At 69.5% G+C, this 24,183-nt stretch carries 21 protein-coding genes and 1 riboswitch; of the genes, 13 read left to right on the forward strand and 8 right to left on the reverse strand.

Going from position 1 to position 24,183, the window contains the following annotated elements:
- Position 1: 1 nt before the first annotated feature.
- From ACIOTO_RS01525 to ACIOTO_RS01545, 5 genes are all read right to left on the reverse strand, one after another.
- Positions 2-631: a response regulator transcription factor gene (locus tag ACIOTO_RS01525; RefSeq protein ID WP_029262344.1), complete on the reverse strand. Its 630-nt coding sequence runs from the start codon at positions 629-631 to the stop codon at positions 2-4.
- Entirely contained in the window at positions 628-1,842 is a 1,215-nt protein-coding gene (locus tag ACIOTO_RS01530; protein WP_400856093.1) for a sensor histidine kinase, read from the reverse strand. Before ACIOTO_RS01530 ends, ACIOTO_RS01525 begins: the two co-directional genes overlap by 4 nt.
- Positions 1,843-1,881: 39 nt before the next feature.
- On the reverse strand, positions 1,882-2,637 hold the full coding sequence (locus ACIOTO_RS01535; RefSeq protein WP_029262342.1) for an ABC transporter permease: 756 nt from the start codon (positions 2,635-2,637) through the stop codon (positions 1,882-1,884).
- A 1-nt stretch (position 2,638) separates the two neighbouring features.
- Positions 2,639-3,613 (reverse strand): ABC transporter ATP-binding protein, encoded by a 975-nt coding sequence (locus ACIOTO_RS01540; RefSeq protein WP_400856094.1) that lies wholly within the window; start codon positions 3,611-3,613, stop codon positions 2,639-2,641.
- Positions 3,614-3,696: 83 nt separating this feature from the next.
- Positions 3,697-5,568 (reverse strand): FAD-dependent monooxygenase, encoded by a 1,872-nt coding sequence (locus tag ACIOTO_RS01545; protein ID WP_400856096.1) that lies wholly within the window; start codon positions 5,566-5,568, stop codon positions 3,697-3,699.
- Positions 5,569-5,713: 145 nt separating this feature from the next.
- Here ACIOTO_RS01545 and ACIOTO_RS01550 point away from each other — a divergent pair, with 145 nt between their 5' ends.
- Positions 5,714-6,424, forward strand: coding sequence for an IclR family transcriptional regulator (locus ACIOTO_RS01550; protein WP_400856097.1), 711 nt, complete (start codon positions 5,714-5,716; stop codon positions 6,422-6,424).
- A gap of 92 nt (positions 6,425-6,516) precedes the next feature.
- On the opposite strand, the gene ACIOTO_RS01555 is transcribed toward ACIOTO_RS01550, so the two are convergent.
- Positions 6,517-7,896 (reverse strand): MFS transporter, encoded by a 1,380-nt coding sequence (locus ACIOTO_RS01555; protein ID WP_400856099.1) that lies wholly within the window; start codon positions 7,894-7,896, stop codon positions 6,517-6,519.
- A gap of 155 nt (positions 7,897-8,051) precedes the next feature.
- On the opposite strand from ACIOTO_RS01555, the gene ACIOTO_RS01560 reads away from it, so the two are divergent.
- From ACIOTO_RS01560 to ACIOTO_RS01595, 8 genes are all read left to right on the forward strand, one after another.
- Positions 8,052-9,572 (forward strand): fumarylacetoacetate hydrolase family protein, encoded by a 1,521-nt coding sequence (locus ACIOTO_RS01560; RefSeq protein WP_400856101.1) that lies wholly within the window; start codon positions 8,052-8,054, stop codon positions 9,570-9,572.
- Complete coding sequence (locus ACIOTO_RS01565) at positions 9,569-10,252, forward strand: GntR family transcriptional regulator (protein ID WP_372468788.1); 684 nt, start codon at positions 9,569-9,571, stop codon at positions 10,250-10,252. The genes ACIOTO_RS01560 and ACIOTO_RS01565 overlap by 4 nt, the downstream gene beginning before the upstream one ends.
- On the forward strand, positions 10,249-11,745 hold the full coding sequence (gene hpaE / locus ACIOTO_RS01570) for a 5-carboxymethyl-2-hydroxymuconate semialdehyde dehydrogenase (RefSeq protein ID WP_400856103.1): 1,497 nt from the start codon (positions 10,249-10,251) through the stop codon (positions 11,743-11,745). Before ACIOTO_RS01565 ends, hpaE begins: the two co-directional genes overlap by 4 nt.
- 33 nt (positions 11,746-11,778) lie before the next feature.
- Positions 11,779-12,942, forward strand: a complete 1,164-nt coding sequence (gene hpaD / locus ACIOTO_RS01575; RefSeq protein WP_400856105.1) for a 3,4-dihydroxyphenylacetate 2,3-dioxygenase — start codon at positions 11,779-11,781, stop codon at positions 12,940-12,942.
- A 9-nt stretch (positions 12,943-12,951) separates the two neighbouring features.
- On the forward strand, positions 12,952-13,737 hold the full coding sequence (locus tag ACIOTO_RS01580) for a fumarylacetoacetate hydrolase family protein (RefSeq protein WP_105711862.1): 786 nt from the start codon (positions 12,952-12,954) through the stop codon (positions 13,735-13,737).
- Positions 13,722-14,522, forward strand: a complete 801-nt coding sequence (locus ACIOTO_RS01585; RefSeq protein WP_400856107.1) for an HpcH/HpaI aldolase/citrate lyase family protein — start codon at positions 13,722-13,724, stop codon at positions 14,520-14,522. The genes ACIOTO_RS01580 and ACIOTO_RS01585 overlap by 16 nt, the downstream gene beginning before the upstream one ends.
- A 62-nt stretch (positions 14,523-14,584) precedes the next feature.
- A complete protein-coding gene (locus ACIOTO_RS01590; RefSeq protein WP_400856108.1) occupies positions 14,585-15,304 on the forward strand; it encodes a DUF6882 domain-containing protein in 720 nt (239 codons plus the stop codon).
- A 58-nt stretch (positions 15,305-15,362) separates the two neighbouring features.
- Positions 15,363-15,929 (forward strand): hypothetical protein, encoded by a 567-nt coding sequence (locus ACIOTO_RS01595; RefSeq protein ID WP_105711859.1) that lies wholly within the window; start codon positions 15,363-15,365, stop codon positions 15,927-15,929.
- An 85-nt stretch (positions 15,930-16,014) separates the two neighbouring features.
- Here ACIOTO_RS01595 and ACIOTO_RS01600 read toward each other — a convergent pair whose 3' ends face one another.
- Both ACIOTO_RS01600 and glyA read right to left on the reverse strand, forming a co-directional pair.
- The gene (locus ACIOTO_RS01600) at positions 16,015-16,893 is read right to left on the reverse strand and encodes a bifunctional methylenetetrahydrofolate dehydrogenase/methenyltetrahydrofolate cyclohydrolase (protein WP_105711858.1); all 879 of its coding nucleotides are present in this window, start codon (positions 16,891-16,893) and stop codon (positions 16,015-16,017) included.
- A complete protein-coding gene (glyA, locus tag ACIOTO_RS01605) occupies positions 16,890-18,164 on the reverse strand; it encodes a serine hydroxymethyltransferase (protein WP_029262328.1) in 1,275 nt (424 codons plus the stop codon). The genes ACIOTO_RS01600 and glyA overlap by 4 nt, the downstream gene beginning before the upstream one ends.
- 40 nt (positions 18,165-18,204) lie before the next feature.
- A riboswitch (ZMP/ZTP riboswitch) is annotated at positions 18,205-18,289 on the reverse strand.
- Between the two features lie 106 nt (positions 18,290-18,395).
- Here glyA and ACIOTO_RS01610 point away from each other — a divergent pair.
- The 4 genes from ACIOTO_RS01610 (at position 18,396) to ACIOTO_RS01625 (ending at position 24,182) form a co-directional block, all read left to right on the forward strand.
- Entirely contained in the window at positions 18,396-19,907 is a 1,512-nt protein-coding gene (locus ACIOTO_RS01610; protein ID WP_400856111.1) for a family 20 glycosylhydrolase, read from the forward strand.
- The gene (locus ACIOTO_RS01615; protein WP_400856112.1) at positions 19,904-21,076 is read left to right on the forward strand and encodes an N-acetylglucosamine-6-phosphate deacetylase; all 1,173 of its coding nucleotides are present in this window, start codon (positions 19,904-19,906) and stop codon (positions 21,074-21,076) included. Before ACIOTO_RS01610 ends, ACIOTO_RS01615 begins: the two co-directional genes overlap by 4 nt.
- 685 nt (positions 21,077-21,761) lie before the next feature.
- Positions 21,762-23,801, forward strand: coding sequence for a sigma-70 family RNA polymerase sigma factor (locus ACIOTO_RS01620; RefSeq protein ID WP_400856114.1), 2,040 nt, complete (start codon positions 21,762-21,764; stop codon positions 23,799-23,801).
- Between the two features lie 9 nt (positions 23,802-23,810).
- Entirely contained in the window at positions 23,811-24,182 is a 372-nt protein-coding gene (locus tag ACIOTO_RS01625; protein ID WP_029262323.1) for a YrdB family protein, read from the forward strand.
- Position 24,183 lies beyond the last annotated feature (1 nt).

Consider the following 24,183-nt stretch of genomic DNA (forward strand, 5'->3'; position numbering starts at 1 on the left):
GTCAGATCCAGCCCTTGTCGAGCGCGATCCGCACCGCCTGCGCCCGGTTCCCCGCACCCGTCTTGCCGATCGCCGCGGAGAGATGGTTCCGAACGGTGCCGGCCGACAGGAACACCTCCGCCGCGATGGCCGCCGCCGAGCGCCCGTCGGCGGCCAGGCGCAGCACCTGACGCTCGCGGTCGCTCAGCGGGTTCGCGCCGTCGAACAGGCTGTCTGCGGCGAGCACCGGATCCAGCACGCGCAACCCGGAATGCACCCGACGAACCGCCTCCGCCAGCTGCTCGGCGGGAGTGTCCTTCACGATGAATCCGCTGGCTCCGGCATCCAGCGCCGACCGCAGGTAGCCGGGGCGCGCGAAGGTGGTCACGACCAGGATGCGCGTCTCCGGACTCGCCTCGCGGATGCGGCGTGTGGCCTCCACACCGTCCATGCCCGGCATCTGGATGTCCATCAGGCACACGTCCGGTCGCAGCTCCTCCGCGAGCCGTAGCGCCTCTGCACCATCGGAAGCCATGCCGATCACGGTGAGATCCGGCTCCAGATCGAGCAGCGCCCCCAACGCGCCACGCACCAGCGCCTGGTCGTCGGCGATCAGCAGCCGGATGCCGCCGGCCTCCCCCGCGGCCGTCACCAGGTCACCTCTACCCGGGTCCCTGAGCCCTCGGCTTCACGCGCCGCGGCGATCACGAAACCCGCACCCGCCTCCGCCGCGCGTTCGCGCATGCCGCGGATCCCGTTGCCCGAGTCGTCACTCGCGCCGTCCTTCATGCCGATCCCGTCGTCTTCGACCACCAGCCGCCCCGGCGCCAGCAGCACTCGGACCGTGCGGGCCTCGGAATGACGCAGCACGTTGGTCGTCGCCTCGCGCAGGATCCAGCTCGCAGTGATCGCCTGCACCGGAGACAGGGCCGCCGGCTCCCCGTCGACTCGCAGGTCGATCTCGGCCGCACGGAGCGAGTCCCGCGAGGAGGCGAGCTGTTCGACGAGCGTCGTGGCCCGTGCACCGGCAACCGACGAGCGCACCCCGGCGATCGCCTCCGCAGTCAGTCGCTCGATGTCGGCGAGCTCGGCCTTGGCGCGCTCCGGATCGGAGTCCATGAGCCGTCGCACGAGCTGCGCCTTCAGACCGACGACCGTCAGCGAGTGGCCGATCAGGTCGTGCACGTCACGGGCGACCGCTTCGCGGCCCTCACTCGTCGCCAGCTCGAGCCCGAGCTGTTCGGCCTCGGCGGAGCGGATGATGAGCCAGGTCGTCACCGTGTTGACCACGCCGAGCAGGCCGATGATCGCCAGCACCGACAGGTAGCTGAGGCCTCCGGGGAGGAGGAAGACGCACAGCGCCGCGACCGTCATGGCCGCGATCGTCGTGATCCAGTGCCAGACGCGCGTCAGGCCGTACGAGGCGAACGACATGACGAACGGCAGGAAGCTGAGCGCCGATCCGCCCTCCGCCGGCACGGAGACCAGCGCGCAGACGATGAGGATCGCGAAGGTGACCCACTGCCGCGTCGACGGTGGTCGCCCCAGTCCTCCACCGCCGCGCATGCCGTGTATGAAGCCGGTGACGTACAGCACGACGAACGTGACCAGCGCGATCCAGCCGACGACGATCCACGCGAGCGGCGCCTCCGAGCGCAACAGTGCGATCACCGGGTACACGAGGAAGACCAGCCAGATCACGGCCATCAGCCAGCCGAACCGGGCCCAGGGGTCCTTTCCCACCGGTCCGCGTGGGGGGCGAGCTCCCGGAGTTGCCCACGCGGCCGGAGGGGCTCCCAGGGCGGCGAACCGCCGGGCCTCCTCGGATGCTTCCGAGGAGGCCCGCTTCGAGTGCTGCGTCATCCGTCCAACCTACTGTCGTCGCCCGATCCGGCCGGCGTCTTACTGCCGCGCCCGGGAACGCTTCATGCCCATGGTGACCAGCAGCACGAACAGTGCGAGCCACACGGCGACGTTCAGGAACAGCATCCACAGCTCATCCGTCTGTCCGGTGGTGAGGGTGCCGTCGGTCAACGGCCAGCGGCTCAGAGCCACGAAGCCGTAGAGAGGGGTGAACCGGGCGATGTCGAGCATCACCCCGTCGAGGGGCATGAAGACGTTGCCGAAGAACGCGAAGAACGTCATCGAGATCGAGGCGAGCGCCGCGGCCGAGTCGGAGCTGAAGAACAGGCCGACACCGAGCCCGAAGAGGCCGTAGATCAGGCCGATCCCGAGGATGATGCCCGCGGTCGCCACCCAGCGCCAGCCGTCCTCGACCTCCGCGCCGGTCATCATGCCTGCGGCGAAGACCGCCACCAGTGCCAGCGCCGCGAAGGCGACGGAGGTGAGCAGTTTCGTCAGCGCATAGCCCGCGGTCGTCAGCGGCGTCATGGCGAGTTGGCGCCCCCAGCCCTGCTTCGCCTCGGTCGCGGCGAGCGAGGTCAGAGAGCTCATCGCGACCGCCGTGCCGTACGCGGCCATCGAGGTCATCACGTAGAACGAGACGTTGCCGTGCCCGGCCGAGAGCGAGCCGAAGCCCATCCCGGCTCCGAACAGCAGGTACATCGCGACCGGCATCGCCAGGGTGAACGCGAGCGTGTACGGGTTGCGCAGCTGGCGGACGCCTTCGATGCGCAGCATGGTGGGTGAGACGAGCATGTCAGTTCTCCGTCAGAGCCGTGAAGGCGGTTTCGAGGGTGGGTGCGGCGATCTCCAGGTCGTGAGCGCCGTGGTCGAGCAGGATGCGGGCGGCGGCGTCGGAGTCCGCGGCCCGCAGGCTGAGACGATCTCCGTCGAGCCGCACGTCGACCACGCCATCGGTCGCGCTCAGCGTCGCGACGAGCGCCGGTCCCCCCTCTCCGACCGTCGCGGAGACGCTCCGCTCCCCCAGGCTCGCTCGCAGCAGAGCGGTGGGCGCATCCGCGACGACCGCACCGCGGTGCATCACGACGGTCCGCCGGGCGAACTGCTCCGCCTCCTCCAGGTAGTGGGTGGCGAAGATGATCGTGCGTCCGGCATCCGCATCGGCCCGCATCACGTCCCAGAAGTGTCGCCGGGCGGTGACGTCCATCCCGGCCGTCGGCTCGTCGAGCACGAGGATGTCGGGGTCGGACACCATCGCGAGCGCGAACTTCACCCGCTGCTGCTCTCCCCCCGAGCACTTGGAGACGCGGCGGCGGGCGAGGTGCTCGAGGTCGGCGCGGGCCATGACCTCAGGCACCCGCGCGGCCGCTTCCGTTCCGTACAGCGAGGCGATGAGGCGCACGGTCTCGCCCACGGTCAGGTCGCCCAGAAGGCCGCCGGTCTGCAGCACCGCGCCGATCGCTCCGCTCGACGTCGCCTGCTCCGGCGTGACGCCGAGCACCCGGACGCTGCCGCTGCTGGGCTGCGTGAGCCCGAGGAGCATGTCGAGAGTCGTCGTCTTGCCCGCGCCGTTCGGTCCGAGCAGCGCGACGACCTCGCCGCGGCGGATCGACAGGTCGACCCCGCCGACGGCCTGCACGCGGCGGTCGCCCGAGCCGAAGTGGCGTGTGACGCCGTTCAGCTCGAGGACGACCGGATCATGGTTCGAGGCTTCGGATGCCGGACGCGCGGTGACCTGCGTCGCCGACCCGTCCACGGAGGAGTTGTTCATGTCTCCAGCCTCGCGGCAGGAGCATGACGACGCCGGAGGGAGGTGTCATCTCCTCGGCATGACACGTGTCATGCCGAGGAGATTCAGCGGGCCGGGAGCAGCGCCCCGTCGAGGAACCCGGCGAGCTCGTCCACCGCGTCCAGCGGCAGGATCGCCGCTACGTACTGGTCGGGTCGCACGACGACCACCACGCCGTCGCGCGAGAGCTCTCGCGCCGCGAAGATGTCGGTCTCGGTCCACTTGCTGGGACCCGCCGCATAGACCTTCTCCCAGTCGGTGAGGCCGAGCGGACCGGTCTTCGGCTGGAACAGGTCCGGCGCCGAGGTGACCTCCACCTCCTCGAAGGGCTGCTGGTACACGGCCTTCACGTCGAACACGGCGTCGACGTCGGCATCCGCCGGAGTGAAGCGCGCGAACAACGGGGCGGCATCGGCGGCCCAGGCGGCGAGCGCTTCCCCGGTGCGGTCGCCGAAGGCGTACACGCGCCAGCGGCCGTCCGCCTTCGCGTGGTGTCCGAGGTGGGTGACGTTGCCGTCGCCCACGCGCATGACCTCGGCCGACTTGAAGCGCTTGCCGAGGGGGTAGCCGACGGCGAGCGCCTGGTGGGCGTCGGTGCCGGTGATCATCGACGAGGTGTACTGCGTCATGAAGCCCGACGGGAACTCGGCGGTCGCGAGGTAGTAGGTCGCGAGGTCGCCGGGGTCGGAGATCTCCTCGGGCTTGCGCGCCATCAGGCTCGACCATTCGCGGTCGAAGTCGATGAGCTGCTGCGCCACCGGACGTCGTTCCGCGCCGTACGTCGCCAGGAGCGCCTCGGGGGCGCGCCCCGTGAGCACCGAGCCGAGCTTCCAGCCGAGGTTGAAGCCGTCCTGCATCGAGACGTTCATGCCCTGGCCCGCCTTGGCGCTGTGCGTGTGGCAGGCGTCGCCGGTGAGAAAGACGCGCGGCGTGCGTCCCGACTCGTCGATCACGTCGTCGAACCCGTCGGTGACGCGGTGGCCGACCTCGTAGACGCTGTGCCAGGCGACCTCACGCACATCGAGGGTGTAGGGGTGGAGGATCTCGTTGGCGCGGCGGATGATCTCCTCGATCGGCGTCTGCCGCACCCGGTGGTCGTCGTCCGCGGCGACTTCGCCCAGGTCGATGTACATGCGGGAGAGGTAGCCGCCCTCACGCGGGATGTGCAGGATGTTGCCGGCCTCGGAGTTGATGGCGCACTTGGTCCGCCAGTCCGGGAAGTCGGTGTTGACGAGCACGTCCATCACGCCCCATGCGTGCGCGGCCGAGGCACCGACGTGCGTGCGCCCGATCGCCTGGCGCACGCCGCTGCGGGCGCCGTCGCACCCGGCGACGAACTTGGTGCGGATCGTCCGCTCCTCCCCTGCGCGCTCCCCCGCGACGTAGCGGATGCGGACCTCGACCGGGTACTCGCCTTCCTCGTGCACGGTGAGCCCCACGAACTCGACTCCGTAGTCGGGGGCGATGCGGCCGGGGCCGTTCGCGGCCGCCTCGGCGAAGTAGTCCAGCACGCGCGCCTGGTTCACGATCAGGTGCGGGAACTCGCAGATGTCGTAGGCGTAGTCGGCGGTGCGCGAGGTGCGGACGATCTCGTCGCGCTTGTCGGGGTTCGGGCCCCAGAAGTTCATCCAGCCGATGTTGTAGGCCTCGGCGATGATCCGCTCGGCGAATCCGAACGCCTGGAAGGTCTCGACACTGCGCGGCTGGATGCCGTCGGCCTGACCCAACGGGAGGCGTCCGTCGCGCTTCTCGATGATGCGGGTGGAGATATCCGGGTACTGCGACATCTGGGCGGCGAGGAGCATCCCGGCGGGTCCGGAGCCGACGATGAGCACATCGATCTCATCGGGGAGGTCGGCCGGCCGGTCGAGTCCGACGCCGGCGGCGTCCTGCACGCGCGGGTCTGCGGAGACGTAGCCGTGGTGGTGGAACTGCATCGTCGTCGATTCCTTCCGGACTTCTTCGTCGGTCCTGCGCTTCGGGTCTTGCGCTCGGGGGGTATGTGTTCTATATTCGAACACACTGTTCTACTATTGAACACAGCCTAAACCGCCGCGCCGGTGACCGCAAGGGAGCGCACGCATGTCCGAGACCCCGAGCACCTCCCCCGCATCGCAGACGCTGAGCCGCGGCATCCGCATCCTCGAAGTCCTCTCCGACGCCCGCGGCCCCCTCACGATCGACGAGATCGCGACCCGTCTCGGCGTGCATCGCTCGATCGCCTACCGCCTGCTGCGCACGCTCGAGGACCACGGCCTCGTCACGCGGGACGCGGCCGGGGCGGTGAGCCTCGGCGCGCGGATGGCGGCACTCGCGGCCGGCGTCGCGCACGATCTGCAGGCCGAAGCACTCCCCGAACTCACCGCGATCGCCAACGAGCTCGGGATGACGTGCTTCCTCGCCGCGCTCGACGGGGCCGAGTGCATCACGCTGGCCAGCGTCGAACCGCGGCATGCCGTCGCGAGCGTCGCCCAGCGCCCCGGCGCCCGGCATCCGATCACCGTCGGCGCCCCGGGCAAAGCGATTCTCGCTCAGCTGCCAAGCACCGAATGGCCCGCCGAAGCGCCCGCGTCATTGCCCGCGGACGTGGAGGCGACGAAGCTCCGCGGTTACGCCACCAGCCATGACGAGGTCATCCCCACCGTGCAATCCGTCGCCGTGCCGCTGGTCCTGCGGAGTCAGCGCCTGGCCGCGATCGCCGTGGTGCATGTGGCGACAGATCTCGACGACGCCCAGATCGCCGCACGACTGCACCGCTCGGCCACCGTCATCCGTGAGGCCCTCGACGGCTGACGACCCGGTCGAGGCGAGGGCGGGGGCGGAACGACGAGAGCGTGCGCCCACTCGGGACGCACGCTCTCGATCGGATGCCGCGAGCAGCCGACTCAGGCCTTCGCGAGTCCGTAGATCGGGCTGACGGACTGCTCCTCTTCATGGTCCGGACCGAGCGGGATACCGGAGCGGTCGCGCAGCAGGAGCGTGGCGACCAGGCCGATCAGCGTCATCCCGGCGAGGTACCAGGTGACAGCGTCGGTCGAGCCCGTGGCACTCACGATGGCCGTGGCGATGGTCGGCGCGAAGGCCCCACCCGCGATGGCACCGATCGCGTAGGAGATCGAGACGCCCGAGAACCGGATGCTCGCGGGGAACAGCTCGGCGTAGAGCGCCGCCTGCGGGCCGTAGGTGAAGCCGAGACCGATCGTCAGGATCGCGAGACCGGCGAACAGGAGTCCGATCTCACCGGTGTTCACGAGGGGGAACAGCGTGAATACGCCGACCAGCTGCAGCACCCAGCCGATGACGTACGTCGTTCGGCGCCCGATGCGGTCGGACAGCCAGCCGGCCAGGAGCGTCGTGAGCAGCCACGTGACGGCGGAGCCCGCGACGGCCCAGAGCACCGGACCGCGCTCGAGGCCGATCGCCCCCTCGGGGTTCGTGGCGTAGCCCTGGATGTACCCGCCGGTGGTCATGTAGCCGACCGCATTGTTGCCGGCGAACACGAGCGCCGCGATGATCACGAGCAGCAGGTGCTTGCGGAACAGCTGCGCGATCGGCATCCGCGCCTTCTCCTTGCGCGCGGCGAGCTCGGTGAAGACCGGGCTCTCCTCGACCTTGCGGCGCACGTAGTAGCCGACGAGGATCAGCACCACGCTGAGGAGGAACGGCACACGCCAGCCCCAGATCGCGAACTGGTCGCCGGGGGCGATCACGGTCATCAGCGCCATCACACCGGAGGCGAGCAGCAGGCCGAGGGGAACGCCGATCTGCGGTGAAGCCCCGAAGATGCCGCGCTTCTTGCGCGGAGCGTGCTCGACCGCCATCAGCACAGCGCCACCCCACTCGCCACCGGCCGAGATGCCCTGGATGATGCGCAGGAGCACCAGCAGGATCGGCGCCATGATGCCGATCGTCTCGTATGTCGGGAGCAGGCCGATGAGGGCGGTCGCCGCACCCATCAGGATCAGCGTCCACATGAGCACGGTCTTGCGTCCGAGCTTGTCGCCGTAGTGTCCGGCGAGGAACGCGCCGAGCGGCCGGAAGAGGAAGCTCACGCCGACGGTGGCGAAGGCGATGAGCGCGCTGTCCGCGCCGAGCGGCTCGAAGAACAGCTGGCCGAACACGAGTCCGACTGCCGTCGCGTAGATGAAGAAGTCGTACCACTCGACGGTGGTGCCGACGACCGTGGCGAAGACGACGCGGCGCCGATCGGCCGCTGTCGCGATGGTTCCGGTGGGCGTGAACCCACCCTGTGACTGCCCGCTCATGGGGGTGTCTCCTTTGGTTGTGACCGCATTGTCACGGCGTGCAGCGGATGCGGATCCGGAGTGCTTGCCGAGGGGTGAACCGATGATATATGATTTCGAATACGACGCACAAGGCGTCCTGCACAACCACGCAGACGAGCGCGAGGAGGCGCCCCGTGACGGATACCATCGACCGCCCCGGCAAGATCATCGCGATTCATTTGAGCTATGCCTCCCGCGCCGATCAGCGCGGCAGGCGTCCCGCCGCCCCCTCCTATTTCTTCAAGCCGGCCAGTTCCGTCGGTGTCTCCGGCGGCTCGGTCGAACGCCCCGTCGGCACCGAGTTGCTCGCCTTCGAGGGTGAGGTCGCCCTCGTCATCGGCACCGCCGCCCGGCGCGTCTCCCTCGACGACGCCTGGTCCCACGTGGGGTGGGTCACCGCGTCGAACGATCTCGGACTGTACGACCTCCGCGCGAACGACAAGGGCTCGAACGTCCGCTCCAAGGGCGGCGACGGCTACACCCCTCTCGGCCCCGAGCTGATCGATGCCCGCACCGTCGACCCCGCGGCCCTCCGCGTGCGCGCCTGGGTCAACGGCGAACTCCGCCAGGACGACACCACGGCCGGGCTCATCTTCCCGCTCGCGCAACTCGTCGCCGACCTCTCCCAGCACTTCACGCTCGAACCGGGCGATGTGATCCTCACGGGCACCCCTGCCGGCTCCTCGGTCATCGTCCCCGGCGACGTCGTCGAGGTCGAGGTGGATGCTCCGGATGCTCCCGGCGCACCGACCTCCGGCCGTCTGGTCACCACCGTGACCCAGGGCGACGTCCCGTTCGACGGCGACCTCGGCTCACTTCCCGCCGTCGACGACCTGCAGCGCACCGAGGCCTGGGGCTCGGCCGAGGCCGCCGGACTCGTGCCCCCCACCGGTGAGGGGTCGCAAAATGCCGCGCCCACCCCTGCCGACGCGGCGATTCCTGACCCTTCACGCCTCTCCCCCGAGCTGCGCGCCCTGCTCCTCGAAGCTCCGACGGCGGGGCTCTCCGCCCAGCTCCGCAAGCGCGGACACCACTCCTGCTTCATCGACGGAGTGTCGGTGAACATCCCGGGCAGCAAGATCGTCGGCACCGCGAAGACCCTGCGATTCGTACCGTTCCGCGAAGACCTCTTCGCCGCACACGGCGGCGGCTACAACGCGCAGAAACGCGCATTCGACGCCGTGGAAGACGGCGAGATCATCGTGATCGAGGCCCGCGGCGACGCCACCACGGGCACGCTGGGCGACATCCTCGCCCTGCGCGCGAAGGCCCGCGGCGCGGCCGGCGTCGTGACCGACGGCGGAGTCCGTGACTTCGACGCGGTCGCCGAGATCGGACTCCCCGTGTTCTCGCAGGGCGCGCACCCCTCGGTCCTCGGCCGCAAGCACGTGCCGTGGGACGTGGACGTCACCATCTCCTGCGGCGGCGCGACCGTGCAGCCCGGCGACATCATCGTCGGTGACGGTGACGGCGTGATCGTCATCCCGCCGTCCCTGGCGGCCGAGGTCGCGGCCGACGCCGTGGCGCAGGAGGTCGAAGACGCCTGGATCGCCGAGCAGGTCGCCGCCGGTCACCCGGTCGACGGCCTGTTCCCGCTCAACGCCGAGTGGCGCGCCCGCTACGAGGAGGCCACGGCCCACCGGAGCTCCCGATGACGATGACGACGGCCAGCAAGTCCGAGGTCGCGTACGAGTGGATCCGCTCGCGCATCACGGGACACATGTTCAGCCCCGGCTACCGGCTGGTGCTGGGCTCGATCGCCGAAGACCTCAAGATGAGCGTCGTCCCTGTGCGCGAGGCGATCCGCCGCCTCGAAGCCGAAGGTCTCGTCACCTTCGAGCGCAACGTGGGCGCGCGGGTGACACTCGTCGACGAGAGCGAATACGCCCACACGATGCAGACGCTCGGCCTGGTCGAGGGGTGCGCCACCGCGCTCTCCGCTCCCCTGCTCGACGAGGCCGCCCTCGACGAGGCCGCCCGCATCAACGAGCGCATGGCGCAGATGCTCGACCACCTCGACGCCCACGCCTTCACCGAGCTCAACCGCCAGTTCCACTCGGTGCTGTTCGAGCCGTGCCCCAACCCTCATCTGCTCGACCTGGTGCACCGCGGCTGGTCTCGGCTCTCCGGCATCCGCGACACGACCTTCGCGTCGGTCCCCGGACGCGCCCAGCACTCGGTCGAAGAGCACACCCAGATCCTCGAGCTCATCCGCGCGGGCGCCGACCCGCTCGAGATCGAACTCGCCGCCCGCAACCACCGCTGGCGCACGATGGACGCGTTCCTCGACGCCCTGCACACCCGTTCCGCCCAGACGACCGGAGAACACTCATGACCGATTCGCGCATCCCCGCCGACCTCCCCGACCACATCCAGCACTACATCGACGGCGCGTTCGTCGATTCCGTCGACGGCGACACCTTCGACGTGCTCGACCCGGTCACCAACCAGACCTACACGACGGCCGCCGCCGGCAAGAAGGCCGATATCGAGCTCGCCGTCGCCGCCGCCAAGCGCGCCTTCGATGAAGGACCCTGGCCGCGGATGCTCCCCCGCGAGCGCTCGCGCGTGCTGCACCGCATCGCCGACCTCGTCGAGTCCCGCGACGCGCGCCTCGCTGAGCTCGAGTCGTACGACTCCGGTCTTCCGATCACGCAGGCGCTCGGTCAGGCCCGCCGCGCCGCGGAGAACTTCCGCTTCTTCGCCGACCTGATCGTCGCGCAGTCCGACGACGCCTTCAAGGTGCCCGGGCGCCAGATGAACTACGTCAACCGCAAGCCGATCGGCGTCGCCGGCCTCATCACGCCGTGGAACACCCCCTTCATGCTCGAGTCCTGGAAGCTCGGCCCCGCACTGGCGACCGGCAACACGGTCGTGCTCAAGCCCGCCGAATTCACGCCGCTCTCGGCCTCGCTCTGGGCCGGCATCTTCGAAGAGGCAGGTCTCCCCCAGGGTGTCTTCAACCTCGTGAACGGCCTCGGCGAAGACGCGGGCGACGCTCTCGTGAAGCACCCCGACGTGCCGCTCATCTCCTTCACGGGCGAGAGTTCGACCGGCCAGCTGATCTTCGGCAACGCCGCGCCCTTCCTCAAGGGCCTGTCGATGGAGCTCGGCGGCAAGTCCCCCGCCGTCGTCTTCGCCGATGCCGATCTCGAAGCCGCGGTCGATGCCACGATCTTCGGCGTCTTCTCCCTCAACGGCGAGCGCTGCACGGCCGGATCGCGCATCCTCGTCGAGCGTTCGATCTACGAGGAGTTCGTCGAGCGCTACGCGGCGCAGGCGAAGCGCGTCAAGGTCGGCTACCCGCACGATCCGGCCACCGAGGTCGGCGCGCTCGTGCACCCCGAGCACTACGAGAAGGTGATGAGCTACGTCGAGATCGGCAAGACGGAAGGACGTCTGGTCGCCGGCGGCGGTCGCCCCGAGGGCTTCGACGAGGGCAACTTCGTCGCACCGACCGTGTTCGCCGACGTCTCCTCCGACGCCCGGATCTTCCAGGAGGAGATCTTCGGCCCGGTCGTCGCGATCACGCCGTTCGACTCCGACGAGGAGGCGCTGTCCCTCGCGAACAACACCAAGTACGGGCTCGCCGCCTACATCTGGACCAACGACCTCAAGCGCGCACACAACTTCGCGCAGTCGGTCGAGGCCGGCATGGTGTGGCTGAACAGCAACAACGTGCGCGACCTGCGCACTCCGTTCGGAGGCGTGAAGGCCTCGGGCCTCGGTCATGAGGGCGGCTACCGCTCGATCGACTTCTACACCGACCAGCAGAGCGTGCACATCACGCTCGGCGGAGCCCACAACCCGACCTTCGGCAAGAACTGAAACCCGTCTGCCCGATCACGCAAGGACGCTGACATGACACACCGCGAAGACATGACCCTGACCTCCTCCGGCTTCTACGTCTCCCAGGAGGCGCCGATCCACTCGGAGAACCCCGTGGCGACACCGAAGAGCACGCCGCCGGACATCCTCCGCTGCGCGTACATGGAGCTCGTGGTCACCGACCTCGCGGCCTCCCGTCAGTTCTACGTCGACGTGCTGGGTCTCTACGTGACAGCAGAAGACGACGAGGCGCTCTACCTGCGCTCGACCGAGGAGTTCATCCATCACAACCTCGTGCTGCGCAAGGGACCGATCGCCGCTGTCGCCGCCTTCTCCTACCGGGTCCGCACGCCCGAAGACCTCGACCGCGCCGTCGAGTTCTACACGGAGCTCGGCTGCGACGTACGCCGCAACCCGGATGGCTTCGTGAAGGGCATCGGCGACTCCGTGCGCGTGGTCGACCCGCTCGGCTTCCCGTACGAGTTCTTCTACGCCACCGAGCACGTCGAGCGGATGTCGTGGCGCTATGACCTCCATATCCCGGGCGAACTGGTGCGTCTCGACCACTTCAACCAGGTCACCCCCGACGTGCCGCGCGCGGTCGGCTTCATGCAGGACCTCGGATTCCGGGTCACGGAAGACATCCAGGACGAGGAGGGCACCGTCTACGCCGCTTGGATGCGCCGCAAGCCCACCGTGCACGACACCGCCATGACCGGCGGCGACGGGCCCCGCATGCACCACGTGTGCTTCGCGACGCACGAGAAGCACAACATCCTCGCGATCTGCGACAAGCTCGGCGCGCTCCGCCGCTCCGATGCGATCGAGCGCGGCCCCGGCCGCCACGGCGTCTCGAACGCGTTCTACCTGTACCTGCGCGACCCCGACGGACACCGCGTCGAGGTGTACACGCAGGACTACTACACGGGCGACCCCGACAACCCGGTCGTCACCTGGGACGTGCACGACAACCAGCGCCGCGACTGGTGGGGGAACCCCGTCGTCCCGTCCTGGTACACGGATGCCTCGCTCGTGCTCGACCTCGACGGCAACCCGCAGCCGGTCGTCGCCCGCACCGACTCCAGCGAGATGGCGGTGACCATCGGCGCCGACGGCTTCTCGTACACCCGCGTCGAGGACGACAAGGACATGCCCGAGTACAAGCAGGGCGAGTACAAGCTCGGCCACCAGCTCTAGGAGGCACCGATGCTGTCAGACGAGACCATCTCGGCGATCGCGGCGGAGCTCGCCGAAGCCGATCGCACGCACAGCGTGATCCCGCGCATCACCGCACGGTACCCGGAGGCGACGGTCGAGGACTCGTATGCGATCCAGGGGGTCTGGCGCGACCAGAACCTCGCGGCGGGTCGTCGGCTCGTCGGACGCAAGATCGGGCTGACGTCCAAGGCGATGCAGCAGGCGACGGGCATCACCGAGCCGGACTACGGCGTGATGTTCGACGACACGGTCTACGAGTCCGGCGCCGAGATCCCGGTGGACCACTTCTCGAACGTGCGCATCGAGGTCGAGCTGGCCTTCGTGCTGAAGAGCCCACTGGAAGGCCCCGACTGCACTCTCGAAGACGCCCTCGCGGCGATCGACTATGCCGTGCCGGCCCTCGAGGTGCTCAACTCGCACATCGAGCTGGAGGGTCGGACGATCGTCGACACGATCAGCGACAACGCGGCGTACGGGGCGATGGTGCTCGGCACGGTCCACAAGCGCCCCGATGAGATCGACCTGCGCTGGGTACCGGGCGTCCTGTCCCGCAACGGCGAGATCGAGGAGACCGGCGTCGCCGCCGGAGTGCTCGGCCATCCGGCCACCGGCGTGGCCTGGCTCGCGAACAAGTTCCATCAGCACGGCGCGCGTCTCGAAGCAGGCGAGATCATCCTGGCAGGATCGTTCACGCGCCCGATGTGGGTGTCGCGTGGCGATGAAGTGCTGTGCGATTACGGACCGATGGGAACAATCGCATGCCGCTTCGTCTAGACCCCTCCTTCCGCGAACAGCTCGCGGACTCCGACCACCCGTTCGTGGGCATGTGGGTCTGCTCCGGCAGCCCGCTTCTCGCGGAGGTCGCTGCAGGGTCCGGGCTCGACTGGCTGCTGATCGACATGGAGCACTCGGCGAACACGCTCGACTCCGTGCTGCAGCAGCTGCAGGCCGTCGCCGCCTATCCGATCGCCCCGCTCGTGCGCGTGCCGTCGAACGACACGGTCGCGATCAAGCAGATCCTCGATCTCGGCGCACAGAATCTGATCGTCCCGATGGTCTCCTCGGCCGATGAGGCCCGCGCCGCCGTGGCCGCCACCCGCTACCCGCCGGAGGGCGTACGCGGAGTGGGAAGCGCCCTGGCCCGCAGCGCCCGGTGGAACCGCGTCGACCAGTATCTGCAGGAGTCCGCGCAGCACGTCTCACTGACCGTGCAGATCGAGACGGCCGCAGGGGTCGAGGCTGCCGCCGACATCGCCGCGGTCGACGGCGTGGATGCCGTGTTCGTCGGACCGTCCGACCTGTCCGCTTCGATGGGGCTCCTCGGTCAGCAGACGCATCCCGATGTGACGGCGTCCGTCGAGAAGGTGTTCGCCGCGGTCAAGGCCGCGGGTAAGGCCGTCGGCGTGAACGCGTTCGACCCCGCCGCCGCTGATGCCTACCTCGCCGCGGGCGCGGACTTCGTGGCCGTGGGTGCGGATGTCGCCCTGCTGGCCCGCGCATCCGAGGCGCTGGCGGCGCGATTCATCACCGCGGACGGGGCGGCGCGCGCCAGCTACTGAGCCGCTCACACGAACGGTGTGCGAGCTAGCGGATTCATAGCATTTCCGGCGAGACTGTCGGCATGACCTTCGCCGCGCTCCAGCCCCTCGCCGACCGTGCCGCCCTCTTCGTCGCACTCCGACAGGACGCCCTCTCCGCCGCCGCCGACGCGCTCGGCGAGCACCGCTGGGACGCGGACATGGCGGCCGGCACGCTCACCTTCACGGCGAACGACGACCCCTCGAAGCAGTTCGTCGCCCGCGCGCACCTGATCGCGACGATCGCGCCGGGCCCCCGTTCGCTGCTGTGGGCCTGGGCGCACCCCAACGGGGACCCGCAGGGCGTCGCCGCTCAGCTGCACGCATACGGCGCCGAGCACGGCATCGCGGAGTTGACGAACTCGGAGGTGCCGTTCCCCGAGGGCGCGGGCGACGACGACTGGATCGCGCAGGCGGCGCACACCATCGGCGGCGTCGCCGTCGAGCTGACCGGACGCTCCCCGTACTACTCCGCGCCCGTCGGCAACGGCACCCGCGCGGTGTTCCTGCTCGACGCACCGCTCGCACCGCTCACCGTCGCCGACGCGGTCGTCGCCCTCCCCCGTGTGCTCGCCGGAGCAGACCTGCCCGACGCCCGCACCGCGGTCTGGGACCTCGCCCGACTCGCCGGCTGGACCCTGACCTGGACCGACGAGGCCTTCTCGGGCGCGTCCGTGTCGGACACCACCGGCACGGCGACGTTCCGGTTCGACGAGCAGGCCCGCATCAGCGGCATCGAGAGCACGCTGCACCCACAGGGCTGACCCGCGCGCGAAAGCTGCTCCCCCTCCACGCCACCGCGATCTATGGGATTCTGGTCGCATGAAGAACGGAATCGTCCGGTTCGCCGCGCTCTACGTGTTCAACGTCGCGGTGCTGCTCCTGATCGGTCTGCTGCTGCCCGGCGTCTCCGTCGGGTTCAATGCCCTGTGGGCATCGGTCATCCTGACCCTTGCGGCACTCTTCGTGAAGCCGCTGATCGCCGGTGCCTTCCGCAAGTCCGCCGCGAAGTCGGCCGCGGAGCGCACCAAGACCGGCGAGAAGATCGTCCAGTACGTGCTCGTATACCTCGTCGAGCTCATCGTCTGGGTGCTCACGGTGTGGCTGAGCGGCGTGCGCGCCTCGGGTTTCTGGGCGTTCGTGCTGCCGCCGCTCGCCCTGCTGTTCGGCTGGATGATCTACGACCAGATCGACGACCGGATGCGGGCCAAGGCCGCGGAGATCTACGACTCCGTGCAGGCGCGGGTGACGGGCGGACGCTCGAAGTCCGCACCCGCGACGGCCTCCACGACGGCCGCACCCGAGTCCCCCGAGACGACCGCGGCCCGCGACGAGCTCAACGACGGACTCACGCCCGAGCAGCGACGGATGCTCGACGAACTCGGCTGACCGGCCTCACCTCGCAGTCAAACGACGATGTCGCAGGAATCTCACGGATTCCTGCGACATCGTGCGTATCTGCGGCGACCGTCGGCTACACGACCCGCTCGGCGGCCTCGACGACATTCGTCATGAGCAGGGCGACCGTCATCGGCCCCACACCGCCGGGGTTCGGCGAGATGTAACCTGCGACATCCGCGACGCCGGGGGCGACGTCACCGAAGACCAGGCTCTTGCCGGTCTCCGGGTGCGTCTCGCGCGTCACGCCGACGTCGAGCACGGCGGCACCGGGCTTGACGTCCTCGGCGCGGATCAGGTGCTTGACGCCGGCCGCAGCCACGATCACGTCCGCCTCACGCAGGTACCGCGGCATGTCGACGGTGCCGGTGTGCGTCAGCGTGACCGTCGCGTTGAGGTCGCGGCGGGTGAGCAGCAGCCCGATGGAACGGCCGATGGTCACACCGCGACCGACCACGACCACGTGCTTGCCCTTGAGGTCGTAGTCGTTGCGCAGCAGCAGCTCGATCACGCCGCGCGGCGTGCAGGGCAGCGGCGTGTGGATCGGACCGTTGACGTTCAGCACGAGGCGGCCGAGGTTGGTCGGGTGCAGTCCGTCGGCATCCTTCGCCGGATCGATCCGCTCCAGGATGGCGTCGGTGTCGAGGTGCTTCGGCAGCGGCAGCTGCACGATGTAGCCGTGGCACGCTGGGTCGGCGTTGAGCTCGTCGATCAGCGCCTCGACCTCGGCCTGGGTCGCATCCGCCGGCAGCTCGCGTTGGATCGAGTTCATCCCGATCGCCTCGGACTGCCGATGCTTCATGCCCACGTACAGCTGCGATGCCGGGTCTGCGCCCACGAGCACCGTCGCGATGCCCGGGGTGACGCCCCGCTCCTTCAGCGCCGCGACGCGTTCCGTGAGTTCGGCACGGATCGCTGCCGACGCTGCCTTCCCGTCGAGGATCTTCGCCGTCACTGCTGCAGGTCCGGGTAGAGGGGGAACGCGGCGGCCAGGGCGTCGACGCGGGCGCGCAGCGACTCCACATCCGCACCCGGGAGCAGCGCGAGGGCGATGATGTCGGCGACCTCGGTGAACTCGGCATCACCGAAGCCGCGGGTCGCGAGCGCCGGCGTGCCGACGCGCAGACCCGAGGTCACCATCGGCGGACGCGGGTCGTTCGGAACGGCGTTGCGGTTCACGGTGATGTGGATGTCGTGCAGCAGGTCTTCCGCCTGCTTGCCGTCGATCTCGGCGTCGCGCAGGTCGACCAGCACCAGGTGCACGTCGGTGCCGCCCGAGCGCACCGCGATGCCGGCATCCTTCACGTCCTGCTGCGAAAGGCGCTCGGCGATGAGCTTCGCACCGCGCAGCACGCGCTCCTGGCGCTCCTTGAACTCCGGGGTGCCGGCGAGCTTGAACGCGGTCGCCTTGGCAGCGATCACGTGCATGAGCGGGCCGCCCTGCTGACCCGGGAAGACCGCGGTGTTGATCTTCTTGGCGAGCTCGGCGTCGTTCGTGAGGATGAAGCCCGAGCGGGGGCCGCCGATGGTCTTGTGCACGGTCGAGGAGACGACGTGGGCGTGCGGAACCGGGTTCGGGTGCAGACCCGCGGCGACCAGACCGGCGAAGTGCGCCATGTCCACCCAGAGCAGCGCGCCGACCTCATCGGCGATCTCGCGGAAGGCCGCGAAGTCCATGGTGCGCGGGTAGGCCGACCAGCCGGCGATGATGACCTTGGGCTTGTGCTCGATCGCGAGGCGGCGGACCTCCGCCATGTCGATGGTCGAGGTCTCGGGGTCGACACCGTACGCGACGATGTCGTAGAGCCGGCCGGAGAAGTTGATCTTCATGCCGTGCGTGAGGTGGCCGCCCTGGTCGAGAGACAGACCGAGCAGGGTGTCGCCGGGGCGGGCGATCGCGTGCAGGACCGCGGCGTTCGCCGACGCGCCGGAGTGCGGCTGCACGTTCGCGAACTCGGCGCCGAAAAGGCTCTTCGCCCGCTCGATCGCGAGGGACTCCGCGACGTCGACCTCTTCGCAGCCACCGTAGTAGCGGCGGCCGGGGTAGCCCTCGGCGTACTTGTTCGTGAGCACGGAACCCTGCGACTGCAGGATCGAGACGGGAACGAAGTTCTCCGAGGCGATCATCTCGAGGAAGGTCTGCTGACGCTTCAGCTCACGGTCGAGGACCTGTGCGATCTCGGGGTCGACCTCGGCGAGCGGGGCGTTGAAGTAACGGTCGGTCATGGTGACATGCTCCTTTGACGACGGATTCGAAAGGGGTGTTCCTATCGGCCCAGGCGCGCGGTCGAATTCCGTGGTCAGTCGCTCCCCGGTGGTAGTCCACCCAGACGCCAGTCGCGACGGTTACGAGCATAGCGGATGCCCGAGGCGGCGGACGCGGAGACATCGACACCCGCCACAGAATCGATTCGATTCCCCGTTCCGTTGAGGGGCCGCGGCGGGTAGGTTTTGTTCATGGTCCTTCCTCATCCCCTTCCTCTCGTGCCCGTGCCCGTCTCCGCCGCCGCACGAGAAGGGCGGATGCCGGTCACCGCGACGACGCGCGTGCTCGGCTCCTCCCCCGCCGCCGCCCAACTGATCGACGCGGTGGAGCGCCGCACCGGCATCCGCCTCTCCGTCGCCGACGGGGCCCCCGCCGAGATCGAGCTGTTCGTCGACCCGAATTCGTCGGCGCCGGAGGGCTACACGCTCGAGATCGGTGAGCGGGCCGTCGTCGTCGGCGCCGACGAGGCCGGACTCTTCTACGGCGTGCAGACACTGCTGCAACTGCTCCGGCAGGACGACTCCGGCTGGGCGCTCCTCGGCGCCGACATCGCCGACTCCCCCCGCTTCGCCCGGCGCGGCGTGATGCTCGACGTGGCCCGGCACTTCTTCGGCGTCGACGACGTCAAGAAGTTCATCGACAGCACGAGCGCACTCAAGCTCAACCATCTGCACCTCCACCTCAGCGACGACCAGGGGTGGCGTGTGCACATCGACTCCTGGCCGCGGCTCACGGAGCTTTCGGCCGGCACGTCGGCGAACGGTGACCCTGGCGGCTTCTACACGAAGGACGACTACCGGGATATCGTCGCGTACGCCGCATCCCGGCACATGATCGTGATCCCCGAGATCGACCTCCCCGGTCACACGCACGCGATCGGCGTCGCCTACCCGGAGCTCGTCGAGGAGCCGGTCATGAACGACAACCTGATCGCGGATTCGGAACGCCTCGGCCAGGCGCTGCCGGTCGCCGGCGAGAGCTACCTGGGCTGGGGCGTCGGACACTCCAGCGTGCGCATCCACGAGGAGCGCACGTACGACTTCGTGCGCGACGTCGTCCGTGAGCTGGCCGAGATGACACCCGGTCCGTACATCCACATCGGCGGCGACGAGTCGCTCGGCACGCCCCAGGCGGACTTCGACCTGTTCGCCGAGCGCGCCACCGCGATCGTGGTCGACGCGGGCAAGACACCGGTCGCCTGGCATGAGATGGGATCGGCGGCGAACATCGCCGAGGGTACGGTCGGGCAGTACTGGGGCAAGACGACCCCGGAGGGCGCCCATGCGGAAGAGGCCGCGCACTTCGTCGAGCGCGGCGGCGCACTGATCATGTCCGCGGCCGACGTCACCTACCTCGACATGAAGTACACCGAGGACTTCCCCCTGGGACTCACCTGGGCCGCGATCATCGACGTCCGCTCCGCCTACGAGTGGGAGCCGACCGCGGTCCTCGACGTGCCGGATGCCGCGATCCTCGGCGTCGAAGCGCCGCTGTGGTCCGAGACCACGCGCACACTCGGCGACGTCGAGCAACTGGTCTTCCCCCGCGTGGCCGCCCAGGCGGAGGTGGCATGGTCGCCGCAGCACGCTCCCGAGCGGGTGTGGGAGTCCTTCCGCGAGCGGGTCGGAGCGCTCGCCCCGCTGTGGAAGGCTGAGGGGGTCGATTTCCATCCCGCAGACGAGATCCCCTGGAGCGAACGTTGAGCACCCACTCCTCCGCGACCGGTTCACTGGTCGTCCATTCGGCCAGGATCGTCGATCGCGGCGAGATCACCGAAGACGGCTGGGTCCGCATCGAGAACGGCGCCGTCACGGCTCGCGGCACCGGCGCCGACTGGTCGCCCGCCGATGAGGTCGTCGACGCCGCGGCGGATGCCGGACCCGGCGCCCTGCTCACCCCGGGTTTCATCGATATCCACGGACACGGTGGCGCCGGCGCATCGTTCGACGACGGGGTCGAGGCGATTCGCACCGGGCGCGATCTGCATCGCGCGCACGGCACCACCCGGGCGGTCGTGTCGCTCGTGACGGCGTCGATCGCCGCGCTCGCGCGCAACGTCGCCACGATCGCCGACCTGACCGAGACCGACGCGGACATCCTCGGTTCGCACCTCGAAGGACCCTTCCTCGACCCGGGCCACCACGGCGCGCACGAGCCCGCGCTTCTGCGCCACCCTGTTGCGGCCGACGTCGCGCGTCTGCTCGACGCGGGCCGCGGCACGGTCCGGCAGGTGACGATCGCACCGGAGCTTCCGGGCGGACTCGACGCGATCCGGCAGATCGTGGCCGCCGGATCCGCGGCAGCCGTGGGACACACCGATGCTGACGCGGCGATGGCGGTCGCCGCGTTCGAGGCCGGCGCGTCGATCCTCACCCATGCGTTCAATGCCATGCCCGGCATCCACCATCGTGCTCCCGGACCGGTGCTCGCCGCCGCCGCAGATCATCGTGTGGTGCTGGAGGCGATCGCCGACAACGTGCACCTCGACCCGCACGTCATCAAGCTCGTGTTCGATTCCGCCCCGGGCCGAGTGGCTCTCATCACCGACGCCATGGCCGCGGCCGGAAGCGCTGACGGCCACTACGACCTCGGAGCGGTGAGCGTCACGGTCGAGAACGGCGTCGCCCGAACCGATGACACCGGTTCGATCGCCGGATCGACCCTCACTCAGGATGTCGCGCTGCGACGCACGGTGGCCGCCGGCGTGGACGTCGCTGAAGCCGTGCGGGCCCTCACCGAGACGCCGGCGCGGGCGATCGGCCGCTCCACCGAACTCGGCGGGCTCCGGGTCGGGATGCTCGGAGATGCCATACTGCTGGATGCCGAGCTGCGCGTCGCACGAGTGTGGTCAGGACCACGGCTGCACGCCTAGAGGCAGCAGAGCATCGCGCGACGCGCAACCCTGCGCTCTCCGGTCGTTCAGGTTCGGGTGGGGGGCCGCCGGTCCCCAGATCGACGGCCCCGTTCCCCTCTCAGAGCCGGTGGCCGGGCTCTCCTCCCCCGAGGATCCCGACCGACCGCTGCCTGAATCCCGCCCCCCGGAGGAATTCGTACGGCTGTCTCTATGGGATGAGACGGCATCCCCACCGATTCATTACGCGACTTCTCGAAAATCTTCGGAAAGCCACCCCGGTCCGAGGACCGATCCACGCGGGAGGCCGCCGGTCCCCAGATCGGCGGTCTCTTCCTCGTGTGCAGAGATGGGGGGCCGGGCTCTCCTCCCCCGAGGATCCCGACCCGCCCGACCGGTGCATGTCCTTCACACCAGCACCTGAACTCCGCCCCCCGGTGGAGTTCGTACGGCTGTCTCTATGGGATGAGACGGCGACCCCTCGGGTTCATTACGCGACTTCGGGAAAAAGTTCGTGCCGCCGTGCTCCCGCGGGCCGCGGGCTCCCGGTCGGCCTGGCGAGATCCCGTATATCTGTTCAGAATCCGCAGGGAAGGGTGGCTTAGCTGGGAGATTCGCGAGAGAATGATGAAGTCGCGTGATGAGCGGCGCCCTCACGCATCTCACCCTGTAGAGACGTACCTGCGCCCGCGACAGATGGATGATTGTGCACGAAGAGAACACGACTCACGACGAACCGATCGGCGACGCCGACCTGATCCTGCGAGCCCGCTCGGGCGACACAGGCGCGTTCGGCGAACTCTGGCGTCGCCACTATCCGTCCGGCCTCGCGGTCGCTCGCTCGGTCACCTCCTCGGTCGACCCGGACGACCTGGTCCAAGAGGCATACACCCGCATCTACCAGGCGATCCTCAAGGGCGGCGGTCCCAACGGCTCCTTCCGCGCTTACCTCTTCACGAGCATCCGCAACACTGCCGCAGGATGGGGTCGCGCCCGCCGGGAGACCGCGATCGACGAGCTCGACGCCGTCGCCGACCCCGACACCACCGACCAGGCCGCGAACGAGGCGCTCGATCGGAGCCTCACCGCGCAGGCTTTCCGCAGCCTTCCCTCCCGTTGGCAGGAGGTGCTCTGGTACACCGAGATCGAACAGATGAAGCCGCAGGAAGTCGGACACCTGCTGGGCATGAAGTCCGGCGCGGTGTCGCAGCTGGCGTTCCGCGCTCGCGAAGGCCTCCGCGAGGCCTGGATCCAGGCTCATCTGCGCAGCGCCGACGAAGGCTCCGAATGCCAGTGGACGATCGAACATCTCGGCGCCTACTCGCGCGGCAACCTCAGCACTCGTGACCACAAGCGCCTCGAGCTGCACCTCGATGAGTGCGCCCGATGCATGATCGTCGCTGCCGAGGCCAAAGACGTCTCCAAGCGCCTCGCCCTCGTGCTGCTCCCGCTCGTGCTCGGCGTCACCGGCGCGGCCGGATACCTTGCGACGCTGCAGGGCGCCGGCACTCCCATCGTGGCTCTGGCTGCCATGCCGTCCGGCATCCCCGGAGCGGTGTTCGCCGGAGACCCGACGGGTCCGGCAGCGACGGGCATCGCCTCCTCGGGTGGCGGGACCGGGTCGGGTGGCGCCGCCGGCGGCGGTGCGACCGCAGGAGCGGGCTCGACCGGTGGCGCGTTGACGGGGATCGGCGCCCTCGTCGGCGCGGGCTCCGCTGCGCTGGTCGTCGCGGGAGTCGTCGCCGCGGCCACCATCATTCCTGGACTCGCCGGGGCGGACCCGGCCACATCGCAGCCCAGCGCCGGAGACTCCGACCCGTCGTCGATCACTTCGCAGGTCGGCCCCGACGCCTCGTTGAACCTCGACGAGCCGATCGTCATCGACGAGCCGGAGACCGTGCCGGAAGAGGCGCCGGTCATTCCTCCTGAGGAAGACTCCTCGCCGGCGCAGCCGCGGGAAGACGCCGGCCCGGTCGTCGCTCCGCCCGTTCCTCCCGCGACTCCCGTCGATCCCGTTGACCCGGTGGATCCCGTGGACCCGGTCGATCCCGTGGACCCGGTCGATCCCGTGGACCCGGTCGATCCCGTGGACCCGGTCGATCCCGTGGACCCGGTCGATCCTGTGGACCCGGTCGATCCTGCGGTCCCGACGGAGGCACCCACCTGGTCCGCTGCGACCATCTGGTTCAACGGTTTCACCATCCATTACAGCGTGCCGGTCACCGGCGCGCCGGGAACGACGGTCGAAGCGCTCCTCGACGGCAGCGGGGGCGGTGGCGACAGCATCGTCCTCGACGATGCGGGCACCGGGACGATCGATCTTCGTCCGAGCTTCTGGCAGGTCGTGGACGCCGACACGACCGTCGTCACGTTCCGCTACGTCCTGGCTGACAAGGTCGGCCCGTCCGCCGACACCACTCTGCTGGCACTCGAATCCGGCCCCGCCGTCGAGGCCGTCCTGCAGGAGGCGGAACAGGCTCTCGAGGGCGACGACACGACGACAGCCGTCACCGCCGTGGAGACGCAGACGGCTCCCGCCGAGCCCGCACCCGCCGAGCCCGCACCCGCACCCGTCGAGCCCGCACCGGCACCCGTGGCCCCCGCGCCGGCCGCACCGGCACCGGCCGCACCGGCACCGGTCGCACCTGCTCCCGAGGAGCCGGTCGACTCCGCACCCGCCGCTGACGCGCCCGCCACCGACACCGCCGCCGCCGCACCGGCTGAGGACGCTCCGGCCGCCGAATAGACTGGATGCATGTCCTCGGATCCCGCACCCGTCCCCGGCGTCGAGCGCCCGACCATCTCCGCTCTCGACGTCGTCCGCACCGTCGTCTTGGTCGCTGCGGTCGCCTCTCTCGCCCTGTGGGGCTTCGCCAGCTGGGACCTCCCCTGGAACGTCATCCTCGGTATCGGTGCGCCGGTGCTCGTGATCCTCGTCTGGGCGCTCTTCCTGTCTCCGCGCCCGGTACTGCGCGTGCATCCGTTCCTCCGCGCCGCCGTCGAGCTGCTGATCTACGTCGGCGTCACGATCGCCTGGTGGTCGATGGGCCAGGCGCTGATCGGCACCGCGTTCGCCCTGGTGGCCGTCGTCGCGGGCGTTCTCAGTGGTCGGCGCGCACTGTCGTGAG

This window comes from Microbacterium sp. NPDC087592, assembly GCF_044743585.1.
Lineage (GTDB): Bacteria > Actinomycetota > Actinomycetes > Actinomycetales > Microbacteriaceae > Microbacterium.

Coding starts and splice junctions, on each gene's coding strand:
- ACIOTO_RS01530 (WP_400856093.1), bottom strand. CDS start 1,842: ATGACGCAGCACTCGAAGCGGGCCTCCTCGGAAGCATCCGAGGAGGCC.
- ACIOTO_RS01535 (WP_029262342.1), bottom strand. CDS start 2,637: ATGCTCGTCTCACCCACCATGCTGCGCATCGAAGGCGTCCGCCAGCTG.
- ACIOTO_RS01540 (WP_400856094.1), bottom strand. CDS start 3,613: ATGAACAACTCCTCCGTGGACGGGTCGGCGACGCAGGTCACCGCGCGT.
- ACIOTO_RS01545 (WP_400856096.1), bottom strand. CDS start 5,568: ATGCAGTTCCACCACCACGGCTACGTCTCCGCAGACCCGCGCGTGCAG.
- ACIOTO_RS01550 (WP_400856097.1), top strand. CDS start 5,714: ATGTCCGAGACCCCGAGCACCTCCCCCGCATCGCAGACGCTGAGCCGC.
- ACIOTO_RS01555 (WP_400856099.1), bottom strand. CDS start 7,896: ATGAGCGGGCAGTCACAGGGTGGGTTCACGCCCACCGGAACCATCGCG.
- ACIOTO_RS01565 (WP_372468788.1), top strand. CDS start 9,569: ATGACGATGACGACGGCCAGCAAGTCCGAGGTCGCGTACGAGTGGATC.
- hpaE (WP_400856103.1), top strand. CDS start 10,249: ATGACCGATTCGCGCATCCCCGCCGACCTCCCCGACCACATCCAGCAC.
- hpaD (WP_400856105.1), top strand. CDS start 11,779: ATGACACACCGCGAAGACATGACCCTGACCTCCTCCGGCTTCTACGTC.
- ACIOTO_RS01580 (WP_105711862.1), top strand. CDS start 12,952: ATGCTGTCAGACGAGACCATCTCGGCGATCGCGGCGGAGCTCGCCGAA.
- ACIOTO_RS01585 (WP_400856107.1), top strand. CDS start 13,722: ATGCCGCTTCGTCTAGACCCCTCCTTCCGCGAACAGCTCGCGGACTCC.
- ACIOTO_RS01590 (WP_400856108.1), top strand. CDS start 14,585: ATGACCTTCGCCGCGCTCCAGCCCCTCGCCGACCGTGCCGCCCTCTTC.
- ACIOTO_RS01595 (WP_105711859.1), top strand. CDS start 15,363: ATGAAGAACGGAATCGTCCGGTTCGCCGCGCTCTACGTGTTCAACGTC.
- glyA (WP_029262328.1), bottom strand. CDS start 18,164: ATGACCGACCGTTACTTCAACGCCCCGCTCGCCGAGGTCGACCCCGAG.
- ACIOTO_RS01610 (WP_400856111.1), top strand. CDS start 18,396: ATGGTCCTTCCTCATCCCCTTCCTCTCGTGCCCGTGCCCGTCTCCGCC.
- ACIOTO_RS01625 (WP_029262323.1), top strand. CDS start 23,811: ATGTCCTCGGATCCCGCACCCGTCCCCGGCGTCGAGCGCCCGACCATC.